The sequence below is a fragment of the Brevundimonas pondensis genome, from assembly GCF_017487345.1.
Taxonomy (GTDB): domain Bacteria; phylum Pseudomonadota; class Alphaproteobacteria; order Caulobacterales; family Caulobacteraceae; genus Brevundimonas; species Brevundimonas pondensis.
In genome coordinates this window covers 2,505,715-2,529,258 of the sequence record NZ_CP062006.1, presented here as the reverse complement: position 1 = coordinate 2,529,258, position 23,544 = coordinate 2,505,715, and the positions used below count along the sequence as shown (strand labels likewise).

Here is a 23,544-nt window from a genome sequence, read left to right as displayed (position 1 = left end):
CTGTGCGGTTCCGTAAACCTCGCCGCGAGGCGAGGGCGGCGGATCAGACGTCCGAGCGCGGGTCGATCAGCTTGTGCGCGTGCAGGATGAAATAGCGCATGTGGGCGTTGTCGACGGTGGCCTGGGCGCGGGCCTTCCAGGCCTGCTTGGCTTCGTCATAGCTGCCGTAGGCGCCGACGAACTCGACCTGGGCCAGGTCGCGGAAGACGGGCTCGGCCGGGTGGCGCATCTCGCCGCCGATGACGAGGTGAAGCAGTTGGGGGTCGTGGGGGCTATGGAGGGCGTCAGCCATGGAGAGGGGGTTCCATTGCGAGAGAGGGGAGATCAGATCGCCAGCGGGATAGGCGCTGTACGCCTCACGATCAACGGGTGAAGGGCCGGCGCGGCGCAGATCAGGCTGGTTTGGCGCGGATCAGGGCGATTAAATCGCCAGGCGCGGCCCATATGATCGCTGACCTTGGCCCCCGCTTCCTCGGCGATCAGGGCGCCGGCGCAGACGTCCCAGTCCCATTTGGGGCTGATGGCGATGGCCGCATCGAAGGCCCCGGCGGCGACCAGGGCCATGCGATAGGCCAGGGCGTTGCGCTTGGTGAAGCGCATTTCGGGCCAGGGCTCGGCCCATTCGCGCGCTTCCATCAGCCGGGCGTCGGCCAGAAGCTCGGCGTCCTCCAGGGTATCCGTGTCCGAGGCGCTGATCGGGCGGCCCTGCAGCCGGGCGCCGCCGCCGAGCGTGGCCTCGAACATCTCGCCCAGCATGGGGGCGTGGATGACGGCGGCGACGGGGCGACCGTCCTCGACCACGGCGATGGGCACGCACCACCACGGCTTGTTCTTCATATAGGCGACGGTGCCGTCGATCGGATCGACGACGAAGATGCGCTTCCTGGTCAGGCGCTCGGGACTGTCCGCCGTCTCCTCGGACAGCCAGCCGTAATCGGGGCGGGCGCCCAGCAGCGTGTCGCGCAGCAACTGGTCCACCGCCAGATCGGCGCTGGTGACCGGCGAGCCGCCGTCCTTGGACCAGACCTTCAGTCCCGCCTCGCGATGTTCCAGCGCCAGCTTGCCCGCGGCCAGGGCCGCGTCGCGGATCAGTTCGAGGTCGGACAGAAGGTCGGTCATTTTCCGGCGATGGCCACCGCGTCGAACATCAGGGAGGGGCTGTTGAAGGAACCCCGGAACTCCAGATCCGATCCGCGCACCAGTCGGGCGTAGAGGTCGATCAGATTGCCCGCCACGGTCACTTCGCTGACCGGGTAGGCCAACTCGCCGTCCTCGAACCAGAAGCCGGACACTCCGGCCGACCAGTCGCCGTTGTTGGCGTTCAGCGACGGGCCGAACATGGAGGTGATCAGCAGGCCCGACCCGGCCACGGCCATCAGGCCCGCCTTGTCGCGCTCGCCCGGCGCCAGATGTAGGTTGTGGGTCGAGACGCCGGACGGTCCGGCCAACCCGCGCGAGGCGTGGCCGGTCGAGGCCATCCCCAGTTGCGCTGCGGCGGCGGTGTTCAGCAGCCAGGTGGTGATGACGCCGTCCTCGACGATGTTGCGCCGTTCGACCGCCACGCCCTCGTCGTCGAACGGGGTGGAGCCAAGACCGCGCTGGCGGAAGGGGTCGTCGATCATGTCGACGCCTTCGGGCAGGACGCGCTGACCCAGTTTGTCCTTCAGGAAGGAGCTGCCGCGCGCGATGGCCGGGCCGGAAATGGCGCCCAGCAGGGGCGACAAAACCTGGGTGGCGATGCGGTTCTCGAAGATGACCGGGGCGGTGGTCGAGGCGATCTTGCGCGGGCCGACGCGGGCCACGGCGCGCTCGCCCGCCTTCAGGCCGATCTCGGCGGCGCCGGGCAGGTCGGACAGGTGGCGCACAGCTCGGCTTTCGCCGCCGCGCTCCATGGCGCCGTCCTTTTCGGCGATGACGCCGACGCCCAGCGAGAAGGCGCTGCCTTTGTGACGCCCGTCAAAGCCGTGCGAGGTGACCAGACGCCATTCGCTGGCTGACCAGGAGGCGTGGCCGCCCTCGGACTTGGACACCCCTGCGACGGCCAGGGCTGCGGCCTCGGCCTCGGCGGCGGCGGCTTCCAGCGCCTCGGCGGTGCGCTCGGACGGGTCGAACAGGTCGAGGTCGGCGTGCGGGCCTTGCGCCAGCCGGTCCTGCGGGGCCAGGGAGGCGTAGGGGTCTTCGGGCGCCAGCTTCGCCATCGCCACGGCGCGCTCGACCAGGCGGGTGCGGGTGGCGTCGGACAGGTCGGAGGCGGACACTGTGGCCTGACGCCGGCCGATGAAGACGCGCAGGCCCAGGTCGCGGGCCTCTTCGCGTTCGACCTCCTCCAGTTCGGCGTTGCGCACGCCGACGGACAGGGAGGCGCGGTGGGCGGAAACCGCCTCGGCGGCGTCGGCCCCGGCCTTCAGCGTGGCGGCGACCAGATCGGACAGGATGTCGGGGGAGGGCGTCTTATCGGACATGCCCCGATATGGCGGACCCGCCCCCGCATCGCAACAAGTGGCTTCAGATCACCGACCAGGCGATCAGGCTGACGGCGGCGACTAGCAGGGCCAGCCAGGTCAGGACCATGCCCGTCACCCGGCCCAGCGACGGCCCCTTCTGGAACAGCAGGCCCAGGGCGTGGATGATCCGGCCCGCGAACAGCACCCCGCCGACGCCGTGGATCAGCAGGGGCGGCGCTCCGACGAAGGCCAGCAGGATCAGGCCGCACATGCCTGCCGGGATGTATTCAGCGGCATTGCCGAAAGCGCGGACGGCGGGCGTCATCTCGGGGTTTCCGCCGTCGCCGAACTCGATCAGGTGACGGCGGCGCCGGCTGACCACGACGCTGGACAGGACCAGCAGCAGCAGGATCAGCAGTCCGCCCCACAGGGTCGCGGCTTGAATCGACGGGACCATGCTCAGTTCTCCCGCCCGACCGGATAGAGGCGGAAGCGCTGATCATAGAAGGGCGTGCGCTCATAGAACCAGGCCAGACGCGCGTCGCCGTCGGCGGCGAAGGCGGGCTCGGCCGCCAGCTTGGCCTCGAACTCGGCCTTCAGCGCCGGATCGGCGGCCAGCATCTTCTCGGCCAGCGGGGCGATGGCGTAGGCTTCGATATATTCGACGCGGTTCAGCACCTCGGGGAACATGCCCCAGGCGAAGAAGCTTTCCGATGACTGCGGTTCCAGCAGCAGGATGGCGACGTCGCCCATCGGCTGATCGGTCGGCACGCGCACCGAACCGACGGGGAAGGTCCAGTCCTTGGCCTCGGCGCGGACCTCGCCGACCGTGATCGGCACATGGCCTTCGTTGGTGCGGGCCGAGACCTTGGGATCGACCAGGCGCAGCATGTCGACGGCGACCGTGCGCGGCGCAGCCAGCGTTTCCATCTGCACGCCGTGGGTCTTCAGCCGCTCGATGATGTCGGCGCGATAGGACGGCACCCAGTAGGCGGTGGGGCGCTTCAGCGTCAGGGTCGGGCTGGAACCGTAGTAGGGCACCTGCCACAGCACCGGGTCCGGCTGGCCCAGCCAGCGCAGTTCGGGCCGGCCCGAGGCGACGCTTTGATAGGTGTCGTAGAGGATGCCCTTGAAGGGGCGGATGCGCGTCGGCTGGTCGTCGCCATCGAAGTTGGCGGGCAGTTCGGCGGGGCGCAGGGCGCGGTCGGCGCTGATGGCGGCGCGCAGGGTCTGCGACTTCTCGGCCAGCAGCTTCAGCGCCTCCTCGAGGAAGACATAGGTTCCCAGAACTCGCTGCTCATGCGGTTTCAGGCTGTGGTTCTCGATCAGGATGGTCGGAACGTGGGCCGCCGAGCCCCAGCCGTTGGAATAGCGCTCGCCCAGACCGCCGTCGTTCATGCCCTTCTTCGGGTCGCGGTCGTCGATGGCGAAGACCAGTTCGCCGGGGATGTGGCCTTGCGCCTCCAGGGCGGCGTTCATGTCGGGTTTGAAAGCGTCGTCCAACCACTTTGCGATGGCCGGGCTGCGGCTCCAGACGCCGTCCTCGCCGTTGTAGCCATAGGTGACGTCGTATTGGTAATCGATGCCGTCGGTGACGTGGATGTCGACATAGAGGTCGGGCTTGTACTTGTGGATCAGGCCCATGACGGCCTGCATCTCGGCCTGGTCCAGCTTCATGAAGTCGCGGTTCAGGTTCTGGTTGGTCGCCGTGTGACGCCAGCCCTGATTGCGCGGTCCGCGCTGGTTGGGGCGGGAATAGGGGCTGGTCCGTTCATGCCCGTCCACGCTCAGGATCGGGATGAGGATCAGGTTGGCGCGGTCCAGCAGGCCGTCCTTGCCGTAGAAGGCCATGTCGCGCAGCAGCATCATGCCCGCGTCCTTGCCATCGATCTCGCCCGGATGGATGCCGGCCTGGGCCAGCAGGACGGGCTTGGACGGGTCCAGGGTCGCGTCGTCCTTGGACGCGATCACCGCATAGATGGGACGGCCCTCGGGCGAGACGCCGAACTGCTCGATGCGGATCAGGTCCGAGGCCGTATCCAGCCGGTCGAACCAGGCGCGGGTGTCGGCATAGGAGGGGCTGAAATCATGCGCCGCATCGGCCTCGAAGGCCGTGACCCAGGGATCGGAGGCGTCGCGCAGCAGGGCCTTGGACGCGCCGTTCCACGTCGGTGCGGGCGGCAGGAAGGCCTGATCCCACGGCGCGACGTTGGCGATTGGGGTCGGGGTCTGGGACATGGCGGGGCTCACACAGGCGACAAGGGCGGCCACGGCCGCCGCAAGGAAACAATCAGGGCGCATGGCTCTTCGTGGGCTGATCGTCATCGTCTGGCAAGTCTTCGGCAATGTTCTCAGCCCGTCCCGAAGACGGGGCCCCAGGCCGCCAACTCCGCCGCCGACCGGGCCATCTGCCACAGGCTGTAGAGCAGGACGACGGCGAGGGCCCCGACCGCCACCCGTCGCCAGGGCGCAAAGGCCGCCGTCGCCGTCCCGGCCACGAAGACGGCCATACCCGTCCACAGCGCTACGGAATTGGCAACCTTGGCGAAACCGGCGTCTGCCTGGCCCAGGATGATGACCATGAGCGCGACGATCAGATTGGCCCCCAGGATGCAGCCAAACACCAGCTTGCGATGGGCCCAGAAGTGGGCGTCCAGATCGACCCGCTCATGCGCGCCCTCGGCCGAGACGCGGGGGAAGGTGACGCTGGCCGCCACATAGAAGGTCGCGGCGATGCTCAGGCTGACCAGCAGGAGGAAGGTGTTGAACGGCGCCCCGCGAAAGATCACCCAGGCCTGGTTCCAGAAGGTGGCGATGTCGATGGCGACGAACAGGGCCAGAGCGGGCGTCAGCCAGCCGAAGCGGATGCGCTCGCGCTCGTGCAACACCCGCGCGAAGCCGCCGACCAGTTCGGCCACCGACAGACCCAGCAGCAGGCCGTAAAAGCTGAAAAAGAACTCGAACGCGCTCAAAATCGCCCCCCGGCGCTGCTAACGGCTCAGCCTATTTCCAGATCGGGGTCCCGTCACCTGGCAATCCGAGGCGGTCCCACAGGTCGTTGACCCGTTCGACCACGGCCTCGTCCATGCGGATCTCCTCGCCCCATTCTCGCTTCGTCTCGGGCTCCCACTTGTCGGTGGCGTCCAGACCGATCTTGGACCCCAGTCCGCTCTCGGGGCTGGCGAAGTCCAGATAGTCGATGGGGGTGTTCTCGATGACGGTGATGTCGCGCGCCGGGTCCATCTTGGTCGAGACGGCCCACATGACGTCCTTCCAGTCGCGGGCGTTGATGTCGTCGTCCACGACGATGATCCACTTGGTGTACATGAACTGGCGCAGATAGCTCCAGCAGCCCATCATCACGCGCTTGGCGTGGCCGGGATAGGCCTTCTTCATCGACACCACGGCGATGCGGTAGCTGCAGCCCTCGGGCGGCAGCCAGAAGTCGGTGATCTCGGGGAACTGCTGGCGGATCAGGGGGATGAAGACCTCGTTCAGCGCCTCGCCCAGCACGGATGGTTCATCCGGCGGGCGGCCGGTGAAGGTGGTCAGATAGATGGGGTCCTTGCGCATGGTGATGGCCGTCACCTGGAAGACCGGGAATTTCTCGACCGAGTTGTAGTAGCCGGTGTGGTCGCCGTAGGGGCCTTCGTCCTCGAACTCGTCCAGCAGGACGTGGCCTTCCAGCACGATCTCGGCCTGGGCCGGGACCATCAGCGGCACGGTCTTGCACGGCACCAGTTCGGCCTTGGAGCCGCGCATCAGGCCCGCGAACTGATACTCCGACAGGGTTTCCGGCACCGGGGTGACAGCAGCCAGAATGGTGCCGGGGTCGGCGCCCAGAACCACGGCGCAGGGCAGGGGCTCGCGCTTGCCCGCCTTCTTGTGCCGGGCGTAGTGCTGGGCGCCGCCGCGATGGGCCAGCCAGCGCATGATGGCCTTGTCCTTGCCCAGCACCTGCATCCGATAGATGCCCAGGTTGAAGTCATCCTCGCGCTCGTCCGACGGCCCCTTGGTCACGACCAGACCCCAGGTGATCAGGGGCGCGGGCTCGCCGGGCCAGCAGCCCTGAATGGGCAGGGCGGTCAAGTCGATCTGATCGCCCTTCAGCACCACCTCCTGCACCGGGGCCTTCTTCACTGTCTTGGGCCGCATGGACATGACGGTCTGGGCCAGGGGCAGCATCTCCATGGCGTCGCCCAGGCCGCGCGGCGGCGTTGGATTGCGCAGGAAGGCCAGCAGTTCGCCGACCTCGCGCAGCTCGCCCGCCGTGGTGCGGGCCTTGCCCTCCAGCGTGACGCCCATGGCGACGCGCTTCACCGTGCCGAACAGGTTGGCCAGGCAGGGGATGGGGCTGATCGAGCCGTCGGGCATGACCGGCTTCTCGAACAGGACCGCCGGGCCGCCGTTGCGCAGCAGCCGGGTCTGGATCTCGGTCATCTCCAGATGGGTGGAGACGGGCTCGGACACGCGGACCAGTTCGCCGTCGGCTTCGAGGGTCGCAAGAAAATCGCGCAGGGACTTGTAGGCCATGCGCTGACGCTTAGGCGGACGCGAGCCGTCTGTCACGCCGTCCGAAGGTGCGATCAACGGCCACGACGATCAGACCCACGATCAGGAAGAAGACCAGCAGCCCCGTGAAATAAAGCATGACCTTGCCCAGCCCCAGCTTGCCCACGTCCGTGAACCAGTAGGGCCACCAGCCGCTCAGCTTGCCGTGCAGCAAGGTCCAGCCGCCATAGATCAGCACCGGAACCACCCACTTCACCGGATCGATCCAGCGCAGTCGGCCCTTGGGCGTGAAGAACAGCCAGTCGGCCACGAAGGCGGCAGGCATGACGTAGTGCAGCAGATTATTGGCCAGAAGCGACCATCCCTGCGGCGCCCAGATCCCCGCCAGCAGGAAGTGATAGACGACGCCGACCACGACGATAAACATGGCCACCGCCGCGCGAACCCCCTCGCTGGCGGACCAGCGCCCCAGGCGGCTGTTCGGCGCCACGACCGGGGCGGTCAGGGCCAGGGCCGCCAGAATATTGCTCAGGATGGTGAAGTAGCTGAAGAAGTTCAGCGTCAGCTCGCCCGCGCCCATGTGCGGATTGCCGCTGATCGTCAGCCCATACTGCAGGATCAGGGCGAACCAGCCGACGCAGGCGAAGACGGCGCTATAGAGGCGGGCCATCAGTAGCCCGGCACGTCTGACACCAGCGCCCACACCGGCAGGCGAAGGGCGCGGGTGGCGGCGTCGATGCCGGCGGAATCCAGATGCTCGCGGCCCGCCTCGATACGGCGCAGGGCCTCGGGCGTCAGGTCGAGGGCGGCGGCCAGATCATCGGCCGCGACCCCCCTTTGGTCGCGCCAGCGCCGCATGCGGGCGCCGACGACGGCGTCCATCGGATCAATCCCCGGAAAGCCCAGAACCGAACCCATGGCGTCCTCCCCGACGCTGCGTCCTGTGACGCGACTGGATCAGCTATCCTGATCCCAATGGAAGGCCGCGTCCAGCCAGTCGCCCAGGCGACCCTCGGGACGGGCCAGGGCGTGGATGCGGGCCATTTCGTCCGCCGACAGTTCGAAGTCGAAGATGTCGAAGCTCTCGCGGGCGCGCTCGACCTTGGTGGTGCGGGGAATGGCGATCACGCCCTGTTGGATGAGCCAGCGCAGGGTGACCTGACCGTTGGACTTGCCGTGGACCTTGGCGATCTCGCCGATTACGGCGTCGTCCGCGATCTTGCCCTGGGCCAGAGGCGACCAGGCGGTGATCGAGGAACCCAGCTCGCGCGCCGTCTCGATCAGGGTCTTTTGCGACAGATAGGGGTGATACTCGACCTGATTGGTGATCAGCGGCGCCTTCGACAGAGCCGCCGCCTCGCGGAACTGAGGCGAGGGGAAGTTCGACAGGCCGATGTGACGGGTGAAGCCCTTGTCCTGCGCCTCGTTCAGGGCGTCGATCGTCTCCTTGAGCGACGGCGTCGGCTTGGGCCAGTGCAGCAGCAGCAGGTCCGGCGTCAGGCCCAGGCTGATCGCAGACTCCTCGGCCTGACGCAGCAGGGCGTCGCGATGGAAGTGCTCGACCCAGATCTTGGTGGTGACGAAGATCTCGTCGCGGGCCACGATCCCCTCGGCCACGGCGTCGCCGATGCCGTCGCCCACGGCCTTCTCGTTCTTGTAGATCCAGGCCGTGTCGATGTGGCGATAGCCGATGCGCAGGGCCTCATGGACCATGCGCCGCGCCTCTTCCGGTTCCAGCATCCAGGTGCCGAAACCCAGCAGGGGAATTTCCACGCCCGAGGCGATGACGGTCGGCTGATCGGAATAGGGCATGGGAGGCTCCGCGTGTTCAGGGAGCGCTCGATATAGGCGCCCGATCAGTTGTCGCCATTGTCCAGCCAGTGGAAAATCCGGTCCCACAAAGGCTCCATGCCCTTGCGGAAGGCGCCCTCGTGGCCGATGCGGCGCGCGCCGAAGTCGGCTGGGACGTGGACGCTGATTTCGGACGGGGCGCTGGGATAAACCGTCAGCAGGTCCCGTGCGGTGTTCGGCGTGGCGATGGGGTCGTCGGTGAAGATCCAGGACCGGATCGGCGCGGTCACCGCCTCATAATGATGCGGCCGCAACGTCGTCTCCAGCTCGCGCGAGAAGTACTCCCGCTTCAGGCACCAGCGCCGCCAGGTGGTGAAGACCCCGCGCGGCAGGTCGGTCCCGCCCCACAGGCCGCCGCCCTTGATATAGCCGTGCCGCATCAGGCTGAACGGCCCGAAGCCCAGCCAGAAGAAAAGCTCCAGCGGATTGTAGCTGCGGTGGTGCCCGCCCCACCAGCCAGTCCCGACCGATACGAAGGCGTGACGGTCGATGCGGTCCTGATTGGGCATGAAGCCCAGGAAGTGCCCGCCGACGCTGTGGCCGACATGGACGACGCGCAGGCCCGGCGCCGCCTCGATCAGGGCGTCCAGGGCGGCGGGCATGTCCAGCCGGCCCCAGTCGGGATAGTCCATCGCCATGGCCTTCAGGTCGTCAGGCCGCGACCCGGCTATGCCCCGGAAGTCATAGGTCAGCACCGCTGCGCCTCGCTCCGCCAGATAGCGGGCGAACCGTTCGTAGAAGCCCTTGGGGAAGCCGGTGCCGGAGGAAACCAGCACGGCCATTCGGGGTTCCGCCGCTGACACCAGCCGCATCGACAGCGGATAGCCGTCGGCGGCATGGCCGGTGAAATCGCGGGTCACGAGTTCGGTCATCGGGTCCGTCCTGTTTGGAAACGAACTCTAGGCGATTGACGCGGCGTCAGGTCAAGGCTTCACCGGCGGCGACGCCGTCACGGGGCCGAGGGCCAGCAGGCCGTCGAACCTGCCGTTCTGCTGGGGCGCCAGAACGACGCCGCGCGCGGCGAGGTCGTCCGTCGTCGGGATCGGCGCGGCGCCGCATTCGTCCAGGCACATCCAGGCCTCGCCGCCCTGATGGGCGAGGGTCAGGGACAGGGTTTCCTCGGGGCGGATATGGGCGGCGGCGGGCAGGCCCAGCGGCGAGCCGACACGGCGGACCTTTTCCGCATGGACCCGTCCGACCAGAGCCAGAACGCGAGCCTGCGGCCGCGCCATGGCCTGTCGCCCCCAGAGGACCGCGCGATCCATTTCCGAATAGGACTGGCGGAAGCCCTCGACGCGGGGGCTGTCCGGCACGGAGGCGACCAGGGTCAGGTCCTGGCCCGCCTTCGCCATGCCCCGCAGGCGCAGCAGCAGGTCCAGCATGGCGCCGCTGCCGCGCCCGTCATGATGGACGAAGGGGCCGTACCCATAGGCGGCGAGGGCGGCCCGCGCCGCCGTGTCGCTGTCGGCGGCCATGAAGGCGTCGAGCGTCGGCTGCATCTGCACCGGATACTCGACCGAGACCGTCACAGGCCCCTGTTCCAACGCCGCGCAGACCAGGTCGGCGAAGGCGGCGGGGGCTTCGGTCGTGCCGTGGGTTTCGCCGACGAAGACATAGCGGACGTCGTCGCGCCACAGGACTTCGGCACCCGGCATGGGGCGGCATTCGGCGGGGGCGTCGAGGGCGGCGGCGTGCAGGCTGGCGGCCAGAAGGGCGGCGATCATGGCGTCTTCCTCAAACAGGTCGGATCAATAGGCCAGGGCGTTGCCGTCCTTGCGCATTTCGGTCGCCGCGCCGTAGGTCCAGCGGCCCTGTTCGTTGATCTGCTTCATGACGTTCTGATAGCCGCCGAAGCCGCCGTCGGGCGGGCCGAGGTCCCAGCCCATGGCGGTCAGCTGCTGCTTGGTCGCTTCGGGCACGCCGGATTCCAGATGCAGCTTGCCGACGCCCTCTGCGGGCTGGCCGGTCGGCTCGGACGAGCCGTAGTGCTGCCAGCGCGGGCTGTCGCCGGCCTGTTGCGGGTCCAGGCCGTAGTCGACCATGTTGATGATGATCTGGGCTTGGCCCTGCGGCTGCATGCCGCCGCCCATGACGCCATAGGCCAACCACGGCTCTCCGTCCTTGCAGGCGAAGCCGGGGATGATGGTGTGGAAGGGCCGTTTGCCCGGCGCATAGACGTTGGGGTGGCCGTCGGTCAGGGCGAACAGCTCGCCCCGGTCCTGGAACATGAAGCCCAGGGTGCCGCCGTCGGGGCCGTCGGGCGTCAGGCCCGAGCCCATGCCGCGATAGTTTGACTGGATCCAGCTGACCATCATCCCGTCCTTGTCGGCCACGCTGAAATAGGTGGTGTCGCCCTGGGTCGGGGCGTCGCCGGGGAAGACGCGGTCCATGACGCGGTGCGGGTTGATCAGTTTCGCCCGCTCGGCGGCGTATTCCTTGGAGTTCAGCCAGGCGGTCGGAGCCTTGCTGAAACGCTCGTCGGCGAAGTAGCGGGCGCGGTCCTCGAAGGCCAGACGCTTGGCCTCGGCCTGGACGTGGATAGAGGCGGCGGACTGGAAGCCCATGGCCTTTAGGTCGAACTGCTCGCAGATGTTCAGGATCTGGTTGGTCGACAGCCCCTGGGTGTTCGGCCCCAGGGAATAGACCTCGACCCCGCGATAGGTGGTCATCAGCGGCTCGACCCATTCGGTGCGGTGGGCGGCCAGGTCGGCGCGGGTCATCCAGCCGCCGATGCGCTTGAAATAGCGCTCGATGTGGTCGGCGATGGCGCCGTCATAAAAGGCGTCGCGGCCGCCCTCGGCGATCATGCGGTAGGTGCGGCCCAGGTCGGGGTTGGCGAAGATCTCGCCCGTCTTCGGCGTGCGGCCGTGGGGGCGGTACACCTTCTTCCTGTTGTCGTTCTCCTCGATCTGGGCGGCGCTCCGGTCAAAACCGGCCATGTTGCGTTCCAGATACCAGGCGATGACCTCGGGCACGGGCACGCCCTGTTCGCACAGTTCGGCGACGGGGATCAGGACCTCCTTCCACGGCAGCTTGCCGTAGCGCTGGTGGGCGCTCCACCAGGCGTCGACCGTGCCGGGGACGTTGACGGTCACGGCGCCGTACTTGGGCAGGTAGCCGTCCACGGCCTTTGAGCGGGCGGTCGCCAGCGACAGGCCGCGGGGGCTGTTTCCCGAGCCGTTGAAGCCGACGACCTTCTTCTGCGCCGGGTCCCACATCAGGCAGAAGGCGTCGCCGCCGATGCCGTTGGCGGTCGGCTCCAGGAAGCCCAGGGCGGCGTTGATGGCGATGGCGGCGTCGATGGCCGAGCCGCCGCGCCTCAGGGTGTACAGACCGATCAGGGTGGCGGCGGGATGGGCCGTGGCCGCTGCGCCGTTGGCGCCCCAGACGGTCGAGCGGCCGACGAACTTCGGCCCTGTCACCCGGTCGCCTATGCCGATCCCGGCATAGGGATCTGCGGGGCGAGGCGAGGGAGCGGCTGCTGTCGTCGCCGGTGTCGGGCTTGTCGCCTGGGCGACGACCGAGCCGGCCCCGGCCAGAAGGGCGCCCGCAGGCAAACTGGACAGGAAGGTGCGGCGACGCATGACGGATTCCCCCGAAAACTGACGACCGCATCAAGGACCGGGAGCGGGGCGGGGGCAAGCGGGCGATGAAGCCAGGGCAAAGAAAAAGGGCCGCCCCCGGAGGAGCGGCCCTGATTCATGAGAGAGGAGGTTAAATCCTACTCGATGTCTTCGTTCAGCAGGCCGACCTTGTAGAAGCCGTTTTCCTGAAGCTTGTTCATGACTTCCATGAACTGGTTGTACTTCACTTCCGGCTGGGCGCGGACGAAGACGCGCTCTTCGCGGCAGTCGGTGGTCACGTTCTGGGCGGCGCAGACGTCGGCCGGCAGGGCGGTGATCGTGGTTTCCTTGTCGGCGATGTAGATGCCGCCAGCTTCCTGGATGCTGATGTACACCGGCTCCTTGGGCTTCTCGTTCGAGGGGTTCGGAACCGCCGGCGGCAGGTCCAGCTTGATCGACACGGTGGCCAGCGGCGCGGCGACCATGAAGATGATCAGCAGCACCAGCATGATGTCGACGAACGGGGTGACGTTGATCTCCGCGTTCTGTTCGATCGTTTTGCCGCCCTGGCCCGAGGGACCGGAAAGTTTAGAGCCCATACGCCGTCGTCTCCATCATGGCCCGCGTTCTTCGGCGAGCAGCACTCAAAGGTATGGATCGTCTCTTGGCGTCCCGCGTCGGGCTTGTAAAGCCGTCTTGCATGACGAATTCGCGTCAGCCGGCAATAAGATTGCATAACCGGCCGCTTCGCAGGTGCGAGACGACCGGTTCAAACCCTTTGGACTCAGGCGCGCGCCAGTTTCAGGAAACGGTCGGTCAGGGCCTGGTCGTCCTTGAAGGCGCCGGTGAAGCGGGTGGTGATGGTCGTGACGTGGCGGTGGTGCACGCCGCGCGTGGTCATGCACTGGTGCGCCGCGTCGATCAGAACGGCCACGCCGCGCGGCTGCAGGTGCGATTCGATGGCCTCGATGATGTCGTTGGTCAGGGTCTCCTGGTTCTGCAGGCGACGGGCGAAGATCTCGACCACGCGCGCCAGCTTGGAGATGCCCACGACCTTCTCGCCCGGCAGATAGGCGACATAGGCCTTGCCCAGGAAGGGGGCCATGTGGTGCTCGCAGTGGCTCTCGATCTCGATGTCGCGCAGGATGACCATGTCGTCATAGCCGGTCACGTCCTCGAAGGTGCGCGACAGCTCCTTGCCCGCATCGGCGTCATAGCCGTCGAACCATTCGCCATAGGCGTCGACCACGCGCTTGGGCGTGTCGATCAGGCCCGGACGCGAGGGATCGTCGCCGGCCCAGGCGATCAGGGTGCGCACGGCGTCCAGCGCCTGCTCGCGGCTGGGGCGCTGGGGGGCTTCCTCGTTGGCGACGAGAACGGGCTTGGCGGGCGTGGTGCTCATGAATCTGTCCAACGGCGGCGGGGGAGGGTCCGCTGCGGCTTACCTTTTACCAATGGGCGCAGGATGTGTAATCAGGCCGCTATATGGGACACGTTGTCCGTCCCGCAAGAAAACTCGCAAAAGACTGTCCACCATGCCGTTGCACATCCACGACACCCTTCGCCGTGAAAAGCGCGTTTTCACGCCGCGCGATCCGAACCGGGTGACGCTCTATGTCTGCGGCCCGACGGTCTATGACTACGCCCATATCGGCAACGCCCGTCCGCCGGTGGTGTTCGACGTCCTGGTGCGGCTGCTGCGCCGGACCTATGGCCCGGACAAGGTCATCTATGCCCGCAACGTCACCGACGTGGACGACAAGATCAACGCCAAGGCGGCGAAGGAAGGCGTGGCCATCGGCGAGATCACGGCGCGATATGAGGCCGCCTATCTGGCCGACATGGGCCTGCTGAACGTCAGCCCGCCGGACATCGCGCCGCACGTCACCGACTACATCGAGGCCATCACGGCTCAGATTCAGGCCATCATCGACGCCGGCAACGCCTACGCCGTCCATGACGACAAGGAGGGGGGCCACGTCCTGTTCGACGTCTCGTCCTATCCGTCCTACGGCGCGCTGTCGGGGCGCAATCTGGACGACATGATCGCCGGCGCCCGCGTCGAGGTCGCGCCCTATAAGAAGAACCCGCACGACTTCGTCCTGTGGAAGCCGTCCAAGGCGGACGAGCCCTCCTGGCCATCGCCCTGGGGCGAAGGTCGCCCCGGCTGGCATATCGAATGCTCGGCCATGATCGAGAAGGCGCTCGGCCTGCCCATCGACATCCACGGCGGCGGCATCGACCTGGTCTTCCCGCACCACGAGAACGAGATCGCCCAGGGCGTCTGCGCCCATGGTCACGCCCATGGCGATCAGGCGCACGACGAATACGCCCGCTACTGGATGCACAACGGCTTCCTGACCGTGGACGCCGAGAAGATGTCCAAGTCGATCGGCAACGTCCTGCTGCTGCATGATCTGGTGAAGGCCATGCCGGGCGAGGTGGTGCGCTGGGCCCTGCTGAGCGCCCACTATCGCCAGCCTCTGGACTGGAACCAGACCCTGCTGGACCAGAGCCGCAAGAACCTGGACCGTCTCTATGGCGTCCTGCGCGACGCCGACGCCCGGTTGGGCGACTTCGACCTCTCGACGCTGGACGAGGCCGAGATGGAGCTGGCCGAGAACGCCCTGGACCCGGTGCTGGACGCGCTGGAGGACGATCTGAACACGCCGGGGGCCATCGCCCAGCTGTTCGGTCTGGGTAATGCCCTGCGCGACCTGCTCAACGATCCCGAGGCTGACATCAATGATGTGGCCATGGCGCGCTGGACGCTGCAGGAGGCCGCCGGCCTGCTCGGCGTGCTGGCCCTGACCTCGGACGCCTGGTTCGAGGGCGGCGATCCGGCGCTCAAGGCCGAGGTCGAGGCCCTGCTGGAACAACGCGCCAGCGCCCGCGCTGAAAAGAACTGGGGCGAGGCCGACCGTATCCGCGATCGCCTGAATGAACTGAACGTTGTCGTCATGGACGGCCCCCAGGGCGCCACCTGGCGGGTGAAGGGCTGATCCCTCAGCGATAATCCGAAATGAAAAGCCCCGCTGTCGCCAGCGGGGCTTTTTGTTTGTCTAGGGGTCTTACCGCGCCCGTCGGATCAGCTCGTCCGCCAGCACGTCGGTCAGGTAGCCGTCCGCGACCCGCCCGTTGGCCTGCTGCCAGCGGCGCAGGGCGGCGCGGGTGTTCGAGCCGATGACGCCGTCCACGCCTTGTGTGTCGAAGCCCAGGCGCGTCAGGGCCGTCTGAGCGCCGACGCGCTGTTCGCGGGTCAGCGGGCCGTCGTTGGGCCAGGTCGCGGTCAGTGGCGGCTTGCCCTGCACCCCGTCGGCGATCAGGCCGATGGCCAGGGCGTAGCTGACCGAGTTGTTGTAGCGCCGGATCACATAGTGGTTGGGCAGGGCCAGGAAGACCGGCCCCTTGGCGCCCTGCGGCAGCAGGATGGTCGCGCCCTCGGCGGCTTCATCGGCGTTCAGCGCCGCGCCGTTGGCCAGACGCACGCCGCGTCCCGACCAGTAGGCCCAGTTGTGCTTGGGGCCCTCGGCCTGGCTGTAGTCGAAGTTGGCGGGCAGGATGACCTCATAGGCCCAGCCCTGACCGCGCTTCCATCCGGCCTGGGCCAGCAGGTTGGCGGCGGACGCCAGGGCGTCGGCGTCAGAGCCCCAGATGTCGACCTTGCCGTCGCCGTTCTGATCCACGCCCAGCTTCAGATAGCTGTCGGGCATGAACTGGGTCTGGCCCATGGCGCCGGCCCAGCTGCCCTTCAGGCCGCTGCGGGCGCGCTTGCCGTCCACGACGATGTCGAGGGCGTTCTTCAGCTGGTCCTCGGCCCAGGCGCGGCGGCGGCCGTCATAGGCCAGGGTGGCCAGCGAGCGGATGACGTCGAAGTCGCCCTGGACCTGACCAAAGGCGCTTTCCTGAGCCCAGACGCCCAGCAGGATCTCGGTCGGCACGCCGAATCTCTGGGTCACGTCCCACGGCACGCGATCGACGCGCTGGCGGGCCATGCCGATTCGGGCGGGGGCGGTGGCGCTCTGGATATAGGCGCCGGCGGGGCGCGAGAACTCGGGCTGGTTGCGGTCCAGGCGGATGACGCTGGCGTTGGGCGTGACGCCGTTCAGCTCGCGCGAGTATTCCCATTTCCGCGCCCCGCCGAGGCGGTCGAGGAAGCTCTTCTTCCACGCCTCGAAGCTGGCCTGATCATAGGCGTCGGACAGGTCCGTGGCCGCGGGCGGGGCGGTCGGCGCCGGCGTGGCGGGCGCGGGCTCCACGACGGCGGGCGGGGCCGGCTGCGGCTGAGGCGGCGTCGGAACCATGGGCGCACAGGCCGCAACGGAACCAATCAGGGCAAGACGATAGGCGATACGCATGACCACAGGCTAACGCCCCCGAATTCCACGACCAATCACAAGCGCGCGAAGCCGAAAGGGGTTTCCGTGAAAAGGGTTAAGTCCACGCTAACCATTTGCGACAGGTTGCTTTTAAGGAACGGTGTTTTACATTCCGGCTCCCTTGGACACGGCCTGGTGGCGGAGGGGCGACGCGCCGGACGTGCATGTCCGGAGACCCTCCGTTCGACTCGGAGGCCAGGCCTCCAGCGGAATCCCCGCGCGGAATGTTGACGAAAGGCCGGGGCCTCTCTATACGCACCGCTCCGCCGCAAGGTCCTGTCCGCAGGCTCTTCGCGCATTTGTTTTTGACCGCCCTCACGGGCCTCCAATTTTCGGGACGTCCGACCATGAAGGTCCGCAGCTCGCTCAAGTCGCTCAAGGGTCGCCATCGCGACTGCAAGATCGTTCGCCGCAAGGGCGTGGTCTATGTCATCAACAAGACCGACCCGCGCTTCAAGGCCAAGCAAGGCTAAGAACCGCGTCGGCGCCTGAACGGCGCCGCGGTTACGATGTTCAAAGGCTGCAGGCTTCGCCTGCGGCCTTTTTCGTGTCCGGCGTCAGGCTGCGGAATCGGACGCGATTCGTCCTTGCGGCCTGTTCAGGCGATTCCCTTCTTGCCCTGTCGGCCCCCGGTCTGCTTGAGAGTGGGGTCACGGTCGCCCGCCGGCCAATTCAAGTTTCGGAGCTTTCCTCATGGCCGACGACGCCCCCGCCTTTGACGCCTCTTCCGACGTCCTGACCGCCACGGCCCAGGGCCGTCTGCGCTCGATCATCGAGCGCCTGGAGCGTCTCGAAGAGGACAAGCAGGCCGTCATGGTCGACATGAAGGAGGTCTTCGCCGAAGCCAAGGGCGAGGGCTATGACGTCAAGGTCCTGCGCAAGGTCCTGCGCCTGCGCAAGCAGGACAAGGCCAAGCGTCAGGAAGAAGAAGCAATTCTCGACCTTTACCTGTCGGCTCTCGGCGAGATCTGAGGGAGGCGGGCCTGAAGCGCACGCCCTTCAAGCCCCCCAGCGACCGCCCTTCACGCTCCGACAGCCTGAAGGGCGGCGACGCATCGAAGCTGCGCTCCAGCGGGCTGGCGCGGGCCAGCAGCCTAAAAGCCAGTGGCGCCGACAAGCTGCGCTCAAGTAGTCCGAAGGACGGTAGCGCCCTCAAGACTCGCTCAAGTAGTCCGAAGGACGGTAGCGCCCTCAAGACGCGCTCAAGTAGCCCGAAGGGCGATAGCGCCACTAAAAAGAAGACGCTGCTGAGCCCTTGGGATCAGCAGCGTGAGGCCGCCAAGCGGTCAGCTCTGAACGCCCTGAAACGCGCCCGCCGCTCGGCCGAGAAGGCGGGCGTTTCGCTGTCCGAATGGGAGGGCGATTTCCTCGATTCGGTGGGCGAACGCATCCAGACCCACGGCCGCGCTTTCGCCGATCCGGAAAAGGGCGCCCCCGGTCAGGCCCTCTCGGCGATGCAGGGCCGCAAGCTCAAGGAAATCACCGCCAAGGCCAACGGCGAGGAAACCCGCCCCTGGATGCGCAAGGGGAAGAAGGCTGAGGAGTGAGGAGGCCACGGCTCAGTTTTTTCAATCGCCTCATTGTGAACCGCCACTTGTTCAGAGATGCTTCCGTGATGAGGACCTCGCTACTCATCGGGCTGTCGTCACTGATTGGCTTATCAGGGTGCGCTACAGGCTCAGCGGTGGAACGCTGTCAGGCGGCCGCAGCGAAACATGGCGTGATCCTTGAAGATTTCGGCCCGAGCACAACTGAACTTCTTGTCGATGCCGAGATGCTGACCGAACGCTGGCCGGAAACGGGAGATCGGCCCGCCGCCGAGTGTACGATCACTTCAAATCGACTGACTTACCTTCAAGTGGGCGATCGCGTGTTGATCCGACGTTGAGCCGTCATCCAAGTAATGGAAGGCGACTCCCGCGGATCCCCCATGGCGACTTTCAGCCCTTGCTGCTCCACGGCCGCACGGCCCCGCTGCGGACGCGGGCGGCCTGTTCGCGCTGGAAGCGGCCGCCGCGCGGGGGCTTGGGGCGGGCGGCGATGGCTTCCTGCTTTTCACGCAGGGCGCGCTGGATCGGGGTCTCGGTCGGCGCGGCCTCGGGGGAGGCAGGCAGGTCGTCGCTGTGATCGCTCATGACCACAGACTAGCACATCTTCGCAGATGACCCGGCGCGGCGTCCGACGTAACCCTGTCCCGCGAATGTGATTCTGCGGGGGGCGGCGAATGTCGGCGGTATGGGACGGTTTCAGGCGGTTGGCGGATTTCCGCGGGCGAGATCGGCGCGGGCGCTTCTGGCCCTATGCCCTGGTCGTGGCGGTCCTGCTCTATGTCGGCATGGCGGCGGCCATGATCCCGATGATGTCCGGCTTCTTCGAGGAGGCGACCCGATACGCCGCCGAGAACCCGGAGCAGGTGACGGTGACGGCGGGACCCGGTCAGTACTCGGTCCAGATTCACGATCCCGACGCCGAACTGATGCCCGACATGAGCGGGTTGTTCTGGGCGGTGCGGCTGGTGTTCGTCGCGGCGGGGGTCTTGCTGGCGGCGGCGGTGACGCGGCGGCTGCATGACACGGGGCGTCCCGGCTGGTGGGGGCTGCCGCCGCTGGTCTTCGCGGCGATCGCCTCCACCCTGTTTCCGATGGTCATGGAGCGTTTCATGCAGTCGGACGAGGCTGCGTTCGGCCCCTTCCTCCTGCTGTTCGCCAACAACGTATTCTACATGATCAGTCTGATCGGGTTGATCGTCCTGCTGTGTCTGAGGGGAACGCCCGGACCCAACCGCTACGGGCCGGAGCCGGGCTGAGGGCTCAGCCCGCTTCCTTCAGCTGCTCCTCCAGCCCCTGTTCGCGGACCTTGCGATACAGGGTCGAGCGGCCGATGCCGAGGCGCCGGGCGATCTCGCTCATGTGGCCGGAATAGACCTCGATGGCGTGCTGGATCAGGTCGCGCTCGATCTCTTCCAGGGTGCGGACATGGCCGCGCGCATCGATGATGCGGACAGGGCTGTCGGGCAGGGCCTCTGCGCCCTCGTCGCCGACGGGCGCCGAGGCCCGCTCATGCGAGACCACCGGGTTCAGCGGCATGGCGACGCCGGAAATGGCCGGGAAGTCGTGCGGCTGCAGCAGCGGCGAGTCGGCCAGGACCAGGGCGCGATAGACGGCGTTTTCCAGCTGGCGCACGTTGCCGGGCCAGTCGTAGCCTTGCAGCAGGGCCAGGGTCTCGGATGAACAGCCGGCGACGCGCTTGCCTTCCTCGACATTGAAGCGGGCGATGAAGTGCTCGACCAGGGCCGGGATATCCTCGCGCCGTTCACGCAGGGCCGGGGCCTCGATCGGGAAGACGTTCAGACGATAGAAGAGGTCCTCGCGGAAGGCGCCTTCCTTGACCTGCTGGGCCGGGTCGCGGTTGGTGGCCGAGACGATGCGGACATCGACCTTGACCGCACGCTTGCCGCCGACGGGATCGACCTCGCCTTCCTGCAGGGCGCGAAGCAGCTTGACCTGCATGTCCAGCGGCAGTTCGCCGATCTCGTCCAGGAACAGGGTGCCGCCGTTCGCCTCGACGAACTTGCCCGCGTGCTTTTCGTGGGCTCCGGTGAAGGCGCCCTTCTCGTGGCCGAACAGGATGGATTCGACCAGATTGGCCGGCAGGGCGCCGCAGTTGACGGCGATGAAGGGCTTGCCCGCCCGGTCCGAAGCGCCGTGCAGAGCGCGGGCGATGACTTCCTTGCCCACGCCGCTCTCGCCGGTGATCAGCACCGGGATGCCGGACTTGGCGGCGCGCACGCCGAGCGCCTTGACCATGCGCATGGGTTCGCTGTCGCCGACCATGTCGTCGAACGAGGTGCGGCCCGAGACGTGTTTCTTCAGGCGGCCGATCTCGGCGGACAGCTGGGTCAGTTGCAGGGCGTTGCGCACCCCGATCAGCAGGCGCTCCGGCCCGACCGGCTTGACGAAGAAGTCCTGGGCTCCGGCCTGCATGGCCTTGACCACGGTCTCGATGCCGCCGTTGGCGGTCAGGACGATGACCGGCACGGCCACGCCCGCCGTGCGGATTTCCGCCAGGGTCTCAAGGCCCGACAGGCCCGGCATGACCAGATCCAGCAGAACCACGTCGGCGCCGCCGCCCTTGGTCAGGCGGTCGATGGCCTCGCCCCCGCTCTCGGCGTGGACGACGGCGTAGCCCTCGCGGTCGAGCACCGCCTGAATCAGGCGGCGCTGCGTGGGATCATCGTCGACGACCAGAACGGTCTTGGCCATGTGAATACACCCTAAATCATCACCGTAGCGGCCGTCCTCATTGTGCGGGATCGGCTCGTTTCGAGACAAGTCCTAGCAGGCAGGGGGTGAAGATCGGGTTTCGGAGAACTGAGTCAGGGGTTAACGGCGACGGGCGGCGGGCAGGCTTCGTTCGGGTTCAGCCGGGCGGTTTCGACGCCCAGTTTCAGATCCGGCCATTCGGACGGCCTGGGGGCGACATCGGGTGACTTCAGCCGTTCGCGCGGATCATCGTTGCGCGAGCCGGGGCAGCGCCGCACCTGATAGTCGCCGCGATGGCTCCAGCGGCCATCGGCGTCGGCGGCGAACAGGGCGATGTTGAACCGCGTGGCCATCAGGATTTCCTCGCGGCCGTCGCCATTCAGGTCGCGCATGGTCGCGATGCAGCCATCCGATTGCCCGCAGGCGTATCGGGGGTCACCCGATGCGACAGGAGCGCTGAAGGAGGGCGGCAGGCGCCGACCCTTTGGCCAAGCCTCGATCGTCGGCGTGCGTGGCGGCACGCCTGTCTGATCCATGTCGTAGCGCGAGGTGGTGGTCTGGGCCTGCCGGGCCAGCCGCGCGATGCGGGCGTCCGGCGAGCGGGCCCGAGCGGCCAGGGCGACGCGGCCCGGCTTTCCGGCCTCGAAGCGCAGGAAGGCGTAGTCGAAGTCGGCGGCGGCCACCGCGCCACGCTTCAGTCGGGCGACCTGGTCCCCGACCGACAGGCGGGCAGGGTCCGCGAGGGGGCTGAACAGGGCCAGGATGACGCCGACCGTCAGGATGGCGGCGGCGACATTGGTGCGCTCCAGCGGCTTCATCCAGGCCATGCGTTTCAGGAAGGGGGCCAGCGCCGCCCAGCCGTAGCCCGCCGCATAGATGACGCCGACCAGGGCGCAGGCCGAGGCGATGATCCGGTCCGGCGTCAGGCCGTGCTGGCCGATGCGCAAGGACAGCCCCCAGATGGCGATCAGGATCAGCGGCGTCAGCAGGACGGCGGCGACCCGCACGGCCACGCGCAGCACCACCGGCGGCAGGTTGTCCTCGCGCCCGTCCTGATAGGCGGTGTTGATCAGGACGATGAGGGCCGCCGCCGCAGATAGCACCAGGGCCGTGGCGCTGCCCGTCTTCCACAGACCGTCCAGCCCGGTGAAGGGCAGGGCCGCAAGGAAGCCCGCCACCAGAACCGTGATGACCAGCAGCAGCCAGGACAGCAGCATCAGCGCCACGGTCCGCACGCCCCGGATCAGTCCGGCGCGCACATCGGTCAGTTGCACCGCGACGGCGAAGACCAGGCAGGTGACGGGGATGGAGAACCACTCTTCGCTGATCAGATCGGACAGGAAGCTGAGGCCGATGACCCGGAACAGCGCCGCGCCGAGGAAGAGCAGCAGCCAGAAGGCCCCGGTGAAGCCCAGCGACAGGGCCAACTGCACCCCAGCCTTCCACGCCGTGTCGAAATAGTCGTCGAAGTCCGCGATCCAGCGCCCCGCCGCGACGGCCGGGACGATCAGGTGATGGGCGATAAACAGGGCGGCGGCGCTGAAGGCGACCGCGGGGAAACGCAGATAGGGCGGTCGGAAATGGTCTTGCGCCTGCTGCGCCGCATCGTGCCAGCCTAGCAGGGCCAGAATCGCGGCGGCGCCTACGCCCCAGAGCGCCAGCGCCTTGATCGACAACCGTCCGACCCCCGCCAGCAGCATGACGGGCGTAAAGGCGCAGGCCAGAACCAGGGCCGCGAACAACGCCGGATGGGTCGCGGGCCAGGTCAGGGCGTCATGCGTCGCCATGCTGCGATAAAGGCCATAGAGCAGCAGCCCCTGAATCAGGCCGATGCCGAGGCGGACGGCGGCCAGTCCGCGGGCTCCGCCCAGCGAGGCGCGGCCGGTCTGGTCATGGAACGGGTCGGTCATGGCGTGGCCCTGGCAGCTTTGCAGGCAGGGTGGACCGGGACGCGATCGATGGGAAGCCTGCTTGACCCTAGGCCGGTCGCGAGGCGGCGGCCATGTAGCAGCCGCGTCGGGCGGTATGGATATGGATGGTCTGGATCGAGGAATCGGCCAGTCGTTCGCTGAGCCAGGTTTCGACGGCCTCGCCTTGCGCCACCTCGGCGTCCACCATCATCCAGTCGCGATCATAGGCGCGCAGGGATAGCAGGCGGCTGGCCAGAATGGCGGGCAGGGCGTTCACGACGAGCGGCGATTGAACGGCGGCTTCCCGCACGAAGATCGGTCCGTTCGCGCGATAGGGAGAGGCGGCCTCCGTCAGATGGGCGTGGTTGAGCAGGATCAGGCTTTCGCCCGGTGCGGCGTCGATCAGGGAGACGCGTCCCGGCGCGCTGTTCGGCGTCCCGGCGGTCATGCGGCGGGCTCCGCGCGCCAAAAGCGCCGCGTCGTCGAGAGCGAAGAACGGCTGGAAGGGCGCGAGCGGGAGGGGCGTGATGCAATAGGTCATGCGGCGTCATCGCCCGGCCGTCGGCGGGTGTCTGGCGTCTTTCGGACGTTGCGTCCCGGGCGCGACGTCCCCACAACAGAGA

General features: G+C 67.5%; 25 protein-coding genes. 5 read left to right on the top strand and 20 right to left on the bottom strand.

Going from position 1 to position 23,544, the window contains the following annotated elements:
• Positions 1 to 43: 43 nt before the first annotated feature.
• The 15 genes from IFE19_RS12615 to folE form a co-directional block, all read right to left on the bottom strand.
• Complete coding sequence (locus IFE19_RS12615) at positions 44 to 292, bottom strand: DUF4170 domain-containing protein (RefSeq protein WP_207822828.1); 249 nt, start codon at positions 290 to 292, stop codon at positions 44 to 46.
• A 32-nt stretch (positions 293 to 324) separates the two neighbouring features.
• Entirely contained in the window at positions 325 to 1,119 is a 795-nt protein-coding gene (locus tag IFE19_RS12610) for a 3'(2'),5'-bisphosphate nucleotidase CysQ (protein ID WP_207822823.1), read from the bottom strand.
• Entirely contained in the window at positions 1,116 to 2,462 is a 1,347-nt protein-coding gene (locus tag IFE19_RS12605; protein ID WP_207822822.1) for a TldD/PmbA family protein, read from the bottom strand. Before IFE19_RS12605 ends, IFE19_RS12610 begins: the two co-directional genes overlap by 4 nt.
• A gap of 43 nt (positions 2,463 to 2,505) precedes the next feature.
• Positions 2,506 to 2,907: an MAPEG family protein gene (locus tag IFE19_RS12600; RefSeq protein ID WP_404822172.1), complete on the bottom strand. Its 402-nt coding sequence runs from the start codon at positions 2,905 to 2,907 to the stop codon at positions 2,506 to 2,508.
• Positions 2,904 to 4,682 carry a M14 family metallopeptidase gene (locus tag IFE19_RS12595; RefSeq protein WP_225910269.1) on the bottom strand — a complete coding sequence of 593 codons (1,779 nt, stop codon included), beginning with the start codon at positions 4,680 to 4,682 and terminating at the stop codon, positions 2,904 to 2,906. The genes IFE19_RS12600 and IFE19_RS12595 overlap by 4 nt, the downstream gene beginning before the upstream one ends.
• A gap of 113 nt (positions 4,683 to 4,795) precedes the next feature.
• On the bottom strand, positions 4,796 to 5,416 hold the full coding sequence (locus tag IFE19_RS12590) for a hypothetical protein (protein WP_207822816.1): 621 nt from the start codon (positions 5,414 to 5,416) through the stop codon (positions 4,796 to 4,798).
• 31 nt (positions 5,417 to 5,447) lie between these two features.
• Complete coding sequence (locus tag IFE19_RS12585; RefSeq protein ID WP_207822814.1) at positions 5,448 to 6,977, bottom strand: UbiD family decarboxylase; 1,530 nt, start codon at positions 6,975 to 6,977, stop codon at positions 5,448 to 5,450.
• Between the two features lie 10 nt (positions 6,978 to 6,987).
• On the bottom strand, positions 6,988 to 7,626 hold the full coding sequence (locus IFE19_RS12580) for a Pr6Pr family membrane protein (RefSeq protein WP_207822812.1): 639 nt from the start codon (positions 7,624 to 7,626) through the stop codon (positions 6,988 to 6,990).
• The gene (locus IFE19_RS12575; protein WP_207822810.1) at positions 7,626 to 7,874 is read right to left on the bottom strand and encodes a helix-turn-helix domain-containing protein; all 249 of its coding nucleotides are present in this window, start codon (positions 7,872 to 7,874) and stop codon (positions 7,626 to 7,628) included. The genes IFE19_RS12580 and IFE19_RS12575 overlap by 1 nt, the downstream gene beginning before the upstream one ends.
• A 39-nt stretch (positions 7,875 to 7,913) precedes the next feature.
• A complete protein-coding gene (locus IFE19_RS12570; RefSeq protein WP_207822808.1) occupies positions 7,914 to 8,768 on the bottom strand; it encodes an aldo/keto reductase in 855 nt (284 codons plus the stop codon).
• 44 nt (positions 8,769 to 8,812) lie between these two features.
• On the bottom strand, positions 8,813 to 9,679 hold the full coding sequence (locus tag IFE19_RS12565) for an alpha/beta hydrolase family protein (RefSeq protein ID WP_207822806.1): 867 nt from the start codon (positions 9,677 to 9,679) through the stop codon (positions 8,813 to 8,815).
• A 51-nt stretch (positions 9,680 to 9,730) separates the two neighbouring features.
• Entirely contained in the window at positions 9,731 to 10,531 is an 801-nt protein-coding gene (locus IFE19_RS12560) for a hypothetical protein (RefSeq protein WP_207822804.1), read from the bottom strand.
• 24 nt (positions 10,532 to 10,555) lie between these two features.
• Positions 10,556 to 12,391 (bottom strand): gamma-glutamyltransferase family protein, encoded by a 1,836-nt coding sequence (locus IFE19_RS12555; RefSeq protein WP_207822802.1) that lies wholly within the window; start codon positions 12,389 to 12,391, stop codon positions 10,556 to 10,558.
• Positions 12,392 to 12,528: 137 nt separating this feature from the next.
• The gene (locus IFE19_RS12550) at positions 12,529 to 12,969 is read right to left on the bottom strand and encodes a biopolymer transporter ExbD (protein WP_207822800.1); all 441 of its coding nucleotides are present in this window, start codon (positions 12,967 to 12,969) and stop codon (positions 12,529 to 12,531) included.
• Positions 12,970 to 13,154: 185 nt separating this feature from the next.
• A complete protein-coding gene (folE, locus tag IFE19_RS12545; RefSeq protein WP_207822797.1) occupies positions 13,155 to 13,772 on the bottom strand; it encodes a GTP cyclohydrolase I FolE in 618 nt (205 codons plus the stop codon).
• 133 nt (positions 13,773 to 13,905) lie between these two features.
• Between folE and cysS the strand changes: the two genes are divergently transcribed.
• A complete protein-coding gene (cysS, locus tag IFE19_RS12540) occupies positions 13,906 to 15,372 on the top strand; it encodes a cysteine--tRNA ligase (protein WP_207822795.1) in 1,467 nt (488 codons plus the stop codon).
• A 69-nt stretch (positions 15,373 to 15,441) separates the two neighbouring features.
• Here cysS and IFE19_RS12535 read toward each other — a convergent pair whose 3' ends face one another.
• On the bottom strand, positions 15,442 to 16,728 hold the full coding sequence (locus IFE19_RS12535) for a lytic murein transglycosylase (RefSeq protein ID WP_207822793.1): 1,287 nt from the start codon (positions 16,726 to 16,728) through the stop codon (positions 15,442 to 15,444).
• A gap of 368 nt (positions 16,729 to 17,096) precedes the next feature.
• On the opposite strand from IFE19_RS12535, the gene ykgO reads away from it, so the two are divergent.
• The 3 genes from ykgO to IFE19_RS12520 all read left to right on the top strand — a co-directional run bounded on the left by ykgO (position 17,097) and on the right by IFE19_RS12520 (position 18,296).
• The gene (gene ykgO / locus IFE19_RS12530) at positions 17,097 to 17,222 is read left to right on the top strand and encodes a type B 50S ribosomal protein L36 (protein WP_006274063.1); all 126 of its coding nucleotides are present in this window, start codon (positions 17,097 to 17,099) and stop codon (positions 17,220 to 17,222) included.
• 220 nt (positions 17,223 to 17,442) lie between these two features.
• Positions 17,443 to 17,721 carry a DUF2312 domain-containing protein gene (locus tag IFE19_RS12525; RefSeq protein WP_114817882.1) on the top strand — a complete coding sequence of 93 codons (279 nt, stop codon included), beginning with the start codon at positions 17,443 to 17,445 and terminating at the stop codon, positions 17,719 to 17,721.
• Positions 17,722 to 17,993: 272 nt separating this feature from the next.
• Positions 17,994 to 18,296: a hypothetical protein gene (locus IFE19_RS12520; protein WP_207827621.1), complete on the top strand. Its 303-nt coding sequence runs from the start codon at positions 17,994 to 17,996 to the stop codon at positions 18,294 to 18,296.
• A 393-nt stretch (positions 18,297 to 18,689) separates the two neighbouring features.
• Here the strand turns inward: IFE19_RS12520 and IFE19_RS12515 are convergent, their stop codons facing one another.
• Positions 18,690 to 18,884 (bottom strand): hypothetical protein, encoded by a 195-nt coding sequence (locus IFE19_RS12515; RefSeq protein WP_207822791.1) that lies wholly within the window; start codon positions 18,882 to 18,884, stop codon positions 18,690 to 18,692.
• A gap of 89 nt (positions 18,885 to 18,973) precedes the next feature.
• On the opposite strand from IFE19_RS12515, the gene IFE19_RS12510 reads away from it, so the two are divergent.
• Positions 18,974 to 19,555 (top strand): DUF805 domain-containing protein, encoded by a 582-nt coding sequence (locus IFE19_RS12510; RefSeq protein ID WP_207822790.1) that lies wholly within the window; start codon positions 18,974 to 18,976, stop codon positions 19,553 to 19,555.
• Positions 19,556 to 19,559: 4 nt separating this feature from the next.
• On the opposite strand, the gene IFE19_RS12505 is transcribed toward IFE19_RS12510, so the two are convergent.
• The 3 genes from IFE19_RS12505 to IFE19_RS12495 form a co-directional block, all read right to left on the bottom strand.
• A complete protein-coding gene (locus tag IFE19_RS12505) occupies positions 19,560 to 21,011 on the bottom strand; it encodes a sigma-54-dependent transcriptional regulator (protein WP_207822788.1) in 1,452 nt (483 codons plus the stop codon).
• A gap of 113 nt (positions 21,012 to 21,124) precedes the next feature.
• Positions 21,125 to 22,921: a DUF4153 domain-containing protein gene (locus tag IFE19_RS12500; protein WP_207822786.1), complete on the bottom strand. Its 1,797-nt coding sequence runs from the start codon at positions 22,919 to 22,921 to the stop codon at positions 21,125 to 21,127.
• A 67-nt stretch (positions 22,922 to 22,988) separates the two neighbouring features.
• Positions 22,989 to 23,462, bottom strand: a complete 474-nt coding sequence (locus tag IFE19_RS12495) for a DUF1203 domain-containing protein (RefSeq protein ID WP_207822784.1) — start codon at positions 23,460 to 23,462, stop codon at positions 22,989 to 22,991.
• Positions 23,463 to 23,544: the final 82 nt, after the last annotated feature.

Bases quoted from the DNA above. Each gene is read 5' to 3' on its own strand.
- IFE19_RS12605 (WP_207822822.1), bottom strand. From the start codon at position 2,462: ATGTCCGATAAGACGCCCTCCCCCGACATCCTGTCCGATCTGGTCGCC.
- IFE19_RS12615 (WP_207822828.1), bottom strand. From the start codon at position 292: ATGGCTGACGCCCTCCATAGCCCCCACGACCCCCAACTGCTTCACCTC.
- IFE19_RS12525 (WP_114817882.1), top strand. From the start codon at position 17,443: ATGGCCGACGACGCCCCCGCCTTTGACGCCTCTTCCGACGTCCTGACC.
- IFE19_RS12595 (WP_225910269.1), bottom strand. From the start codon at position 4,682: ATGTCCCAGACCCCGACCCCAATCGCCAACGTCGCGCCGTGGGATCAG.
- ykgO (WP_006274063.1), top strand. From the start codon at position 17,097: ATGAAGGTCCGCAGCTCGCTCAAGTCGCTCAAGGGTCGCCATCGCGAC.
- IFE19_RS12570 (WP_207822808.1), bottom strand. From the start codon at position 8,768: ATGCCCTATTCCGATCAGCCGACCGTCATCGCCTCGGGCGTGGAAATT.
- IFE19_RS12550 (WP_207822800.1), bottom strand. From the start codon at position 12,969: ATGGGCTCTAAACTTTCCGGTCCCTCGGGCCAGGGCGGCAAAACGATC.
- IFE19_RS12565 (WP_207822806.1), bottom strand. From the start codon at position 9,679: ATGACCGAACTCGTGACCCGCGATTTCACCGGCCATGCCGCCGACGGC.
- IFE19_RS12575 (WP_207822810.1), bottom strand. From the start codon at position 7,874: ATGGGTTCGGTTCTGGGCTTTCCGGGGATTGATCCGATGGACGCCGTC.
- IFE19_RS12515 (WP_207822791.1), bottom strand. From the start codon at position 18,884: ATGAGCGATCACAGCGACGACCTGCCTGCCTCCCCCGAGGCCGCGCCG.
- IFE19_RS12585 (WP_207822814.1), bottom strand. From the start codon at position 6,977: ATGGCCTACAAGTCCCTGCGCGATTTTCTTGCGACCCTCGAAGCCGAC.
- folE (WP_207822797.1), bottom strand. From the start codon at position 13,772: ATGAGCACCACGCCCGCCAAGCCCGTTCTCGTCGCCAACGAGGAAGCC.
- IFE19_RS12580 (WP_207822812.1), bottom strand. From the start codon at position 7,626: ATGGCCCGCCTCTATAGCGCCGTCTTCGCCTGCGTCGGCTGGTTCGCC.
- cysS (WP_207822795.1), top strand. From the start codon at position 13,906: ATGCCGTTGCACATCCACGACACCCTTCGCCGTGAAAAGCGCGTTTTC.
- IFE19_RS12560 (WP_207822804.1), bottom strand. From the start codon at position 10,531: ATGATCGCCGCCCTTCTGGCCGCCAGCCTGCACGCCGCCGCCCTCGAC.
- IFE19_RS12495 (WP_207822784.1), bottom strand. From the start codon at position 23,462: ATGACCTATTGCATCACGCCCCTCCCGCTCGCGCCCTTCCAGCCGTTC.
- IFE19_RS12535 (WP_207822793.1), bottom strand. From the start codon at position 16,728: ATGCGTATCGCCTATCGTCTTGCCCTGATTGGTTCCGTTGCGGCCTGT.
- IFE19_RS12510 (WP_207822790.1), top strand. From the start codon at position 18,974: ATGTCGGCGGTATGGGACGGTTTCAGGCGGTTGGCGGATTTCCGCGGG.
- IFE19_RS12500 (WP_207822786.1), bottom strand. From the start codon at position 22,921: ATGACCGACCCGTTCCATGACCAGACCGGCCGCGCCTCGCTGGGCGGA.
- IFE19_RS12555 (WP_207822802.1), bottom strand. From the start codon at position 12,391: ATGCGTCGCCGCACCTTCCTGTCCAGTTTGCCTGCGGGCGCCCTTCTG.
- IFE19_RS12505 (WP_207822788.1), bottom strand. From the start codon at position 21,011: ATGGCCAAGACCGTTCTGGTCGTCGACGATGATCCCACGCAGCGCCGC.
- IFE19_RS12610 (WP_207822823.1), bottom strand. From the start codon at position 1,119: ATGACCGACCTTCTGTCCGACCTCGAACTGATCCGCGACGCGGCCCTG.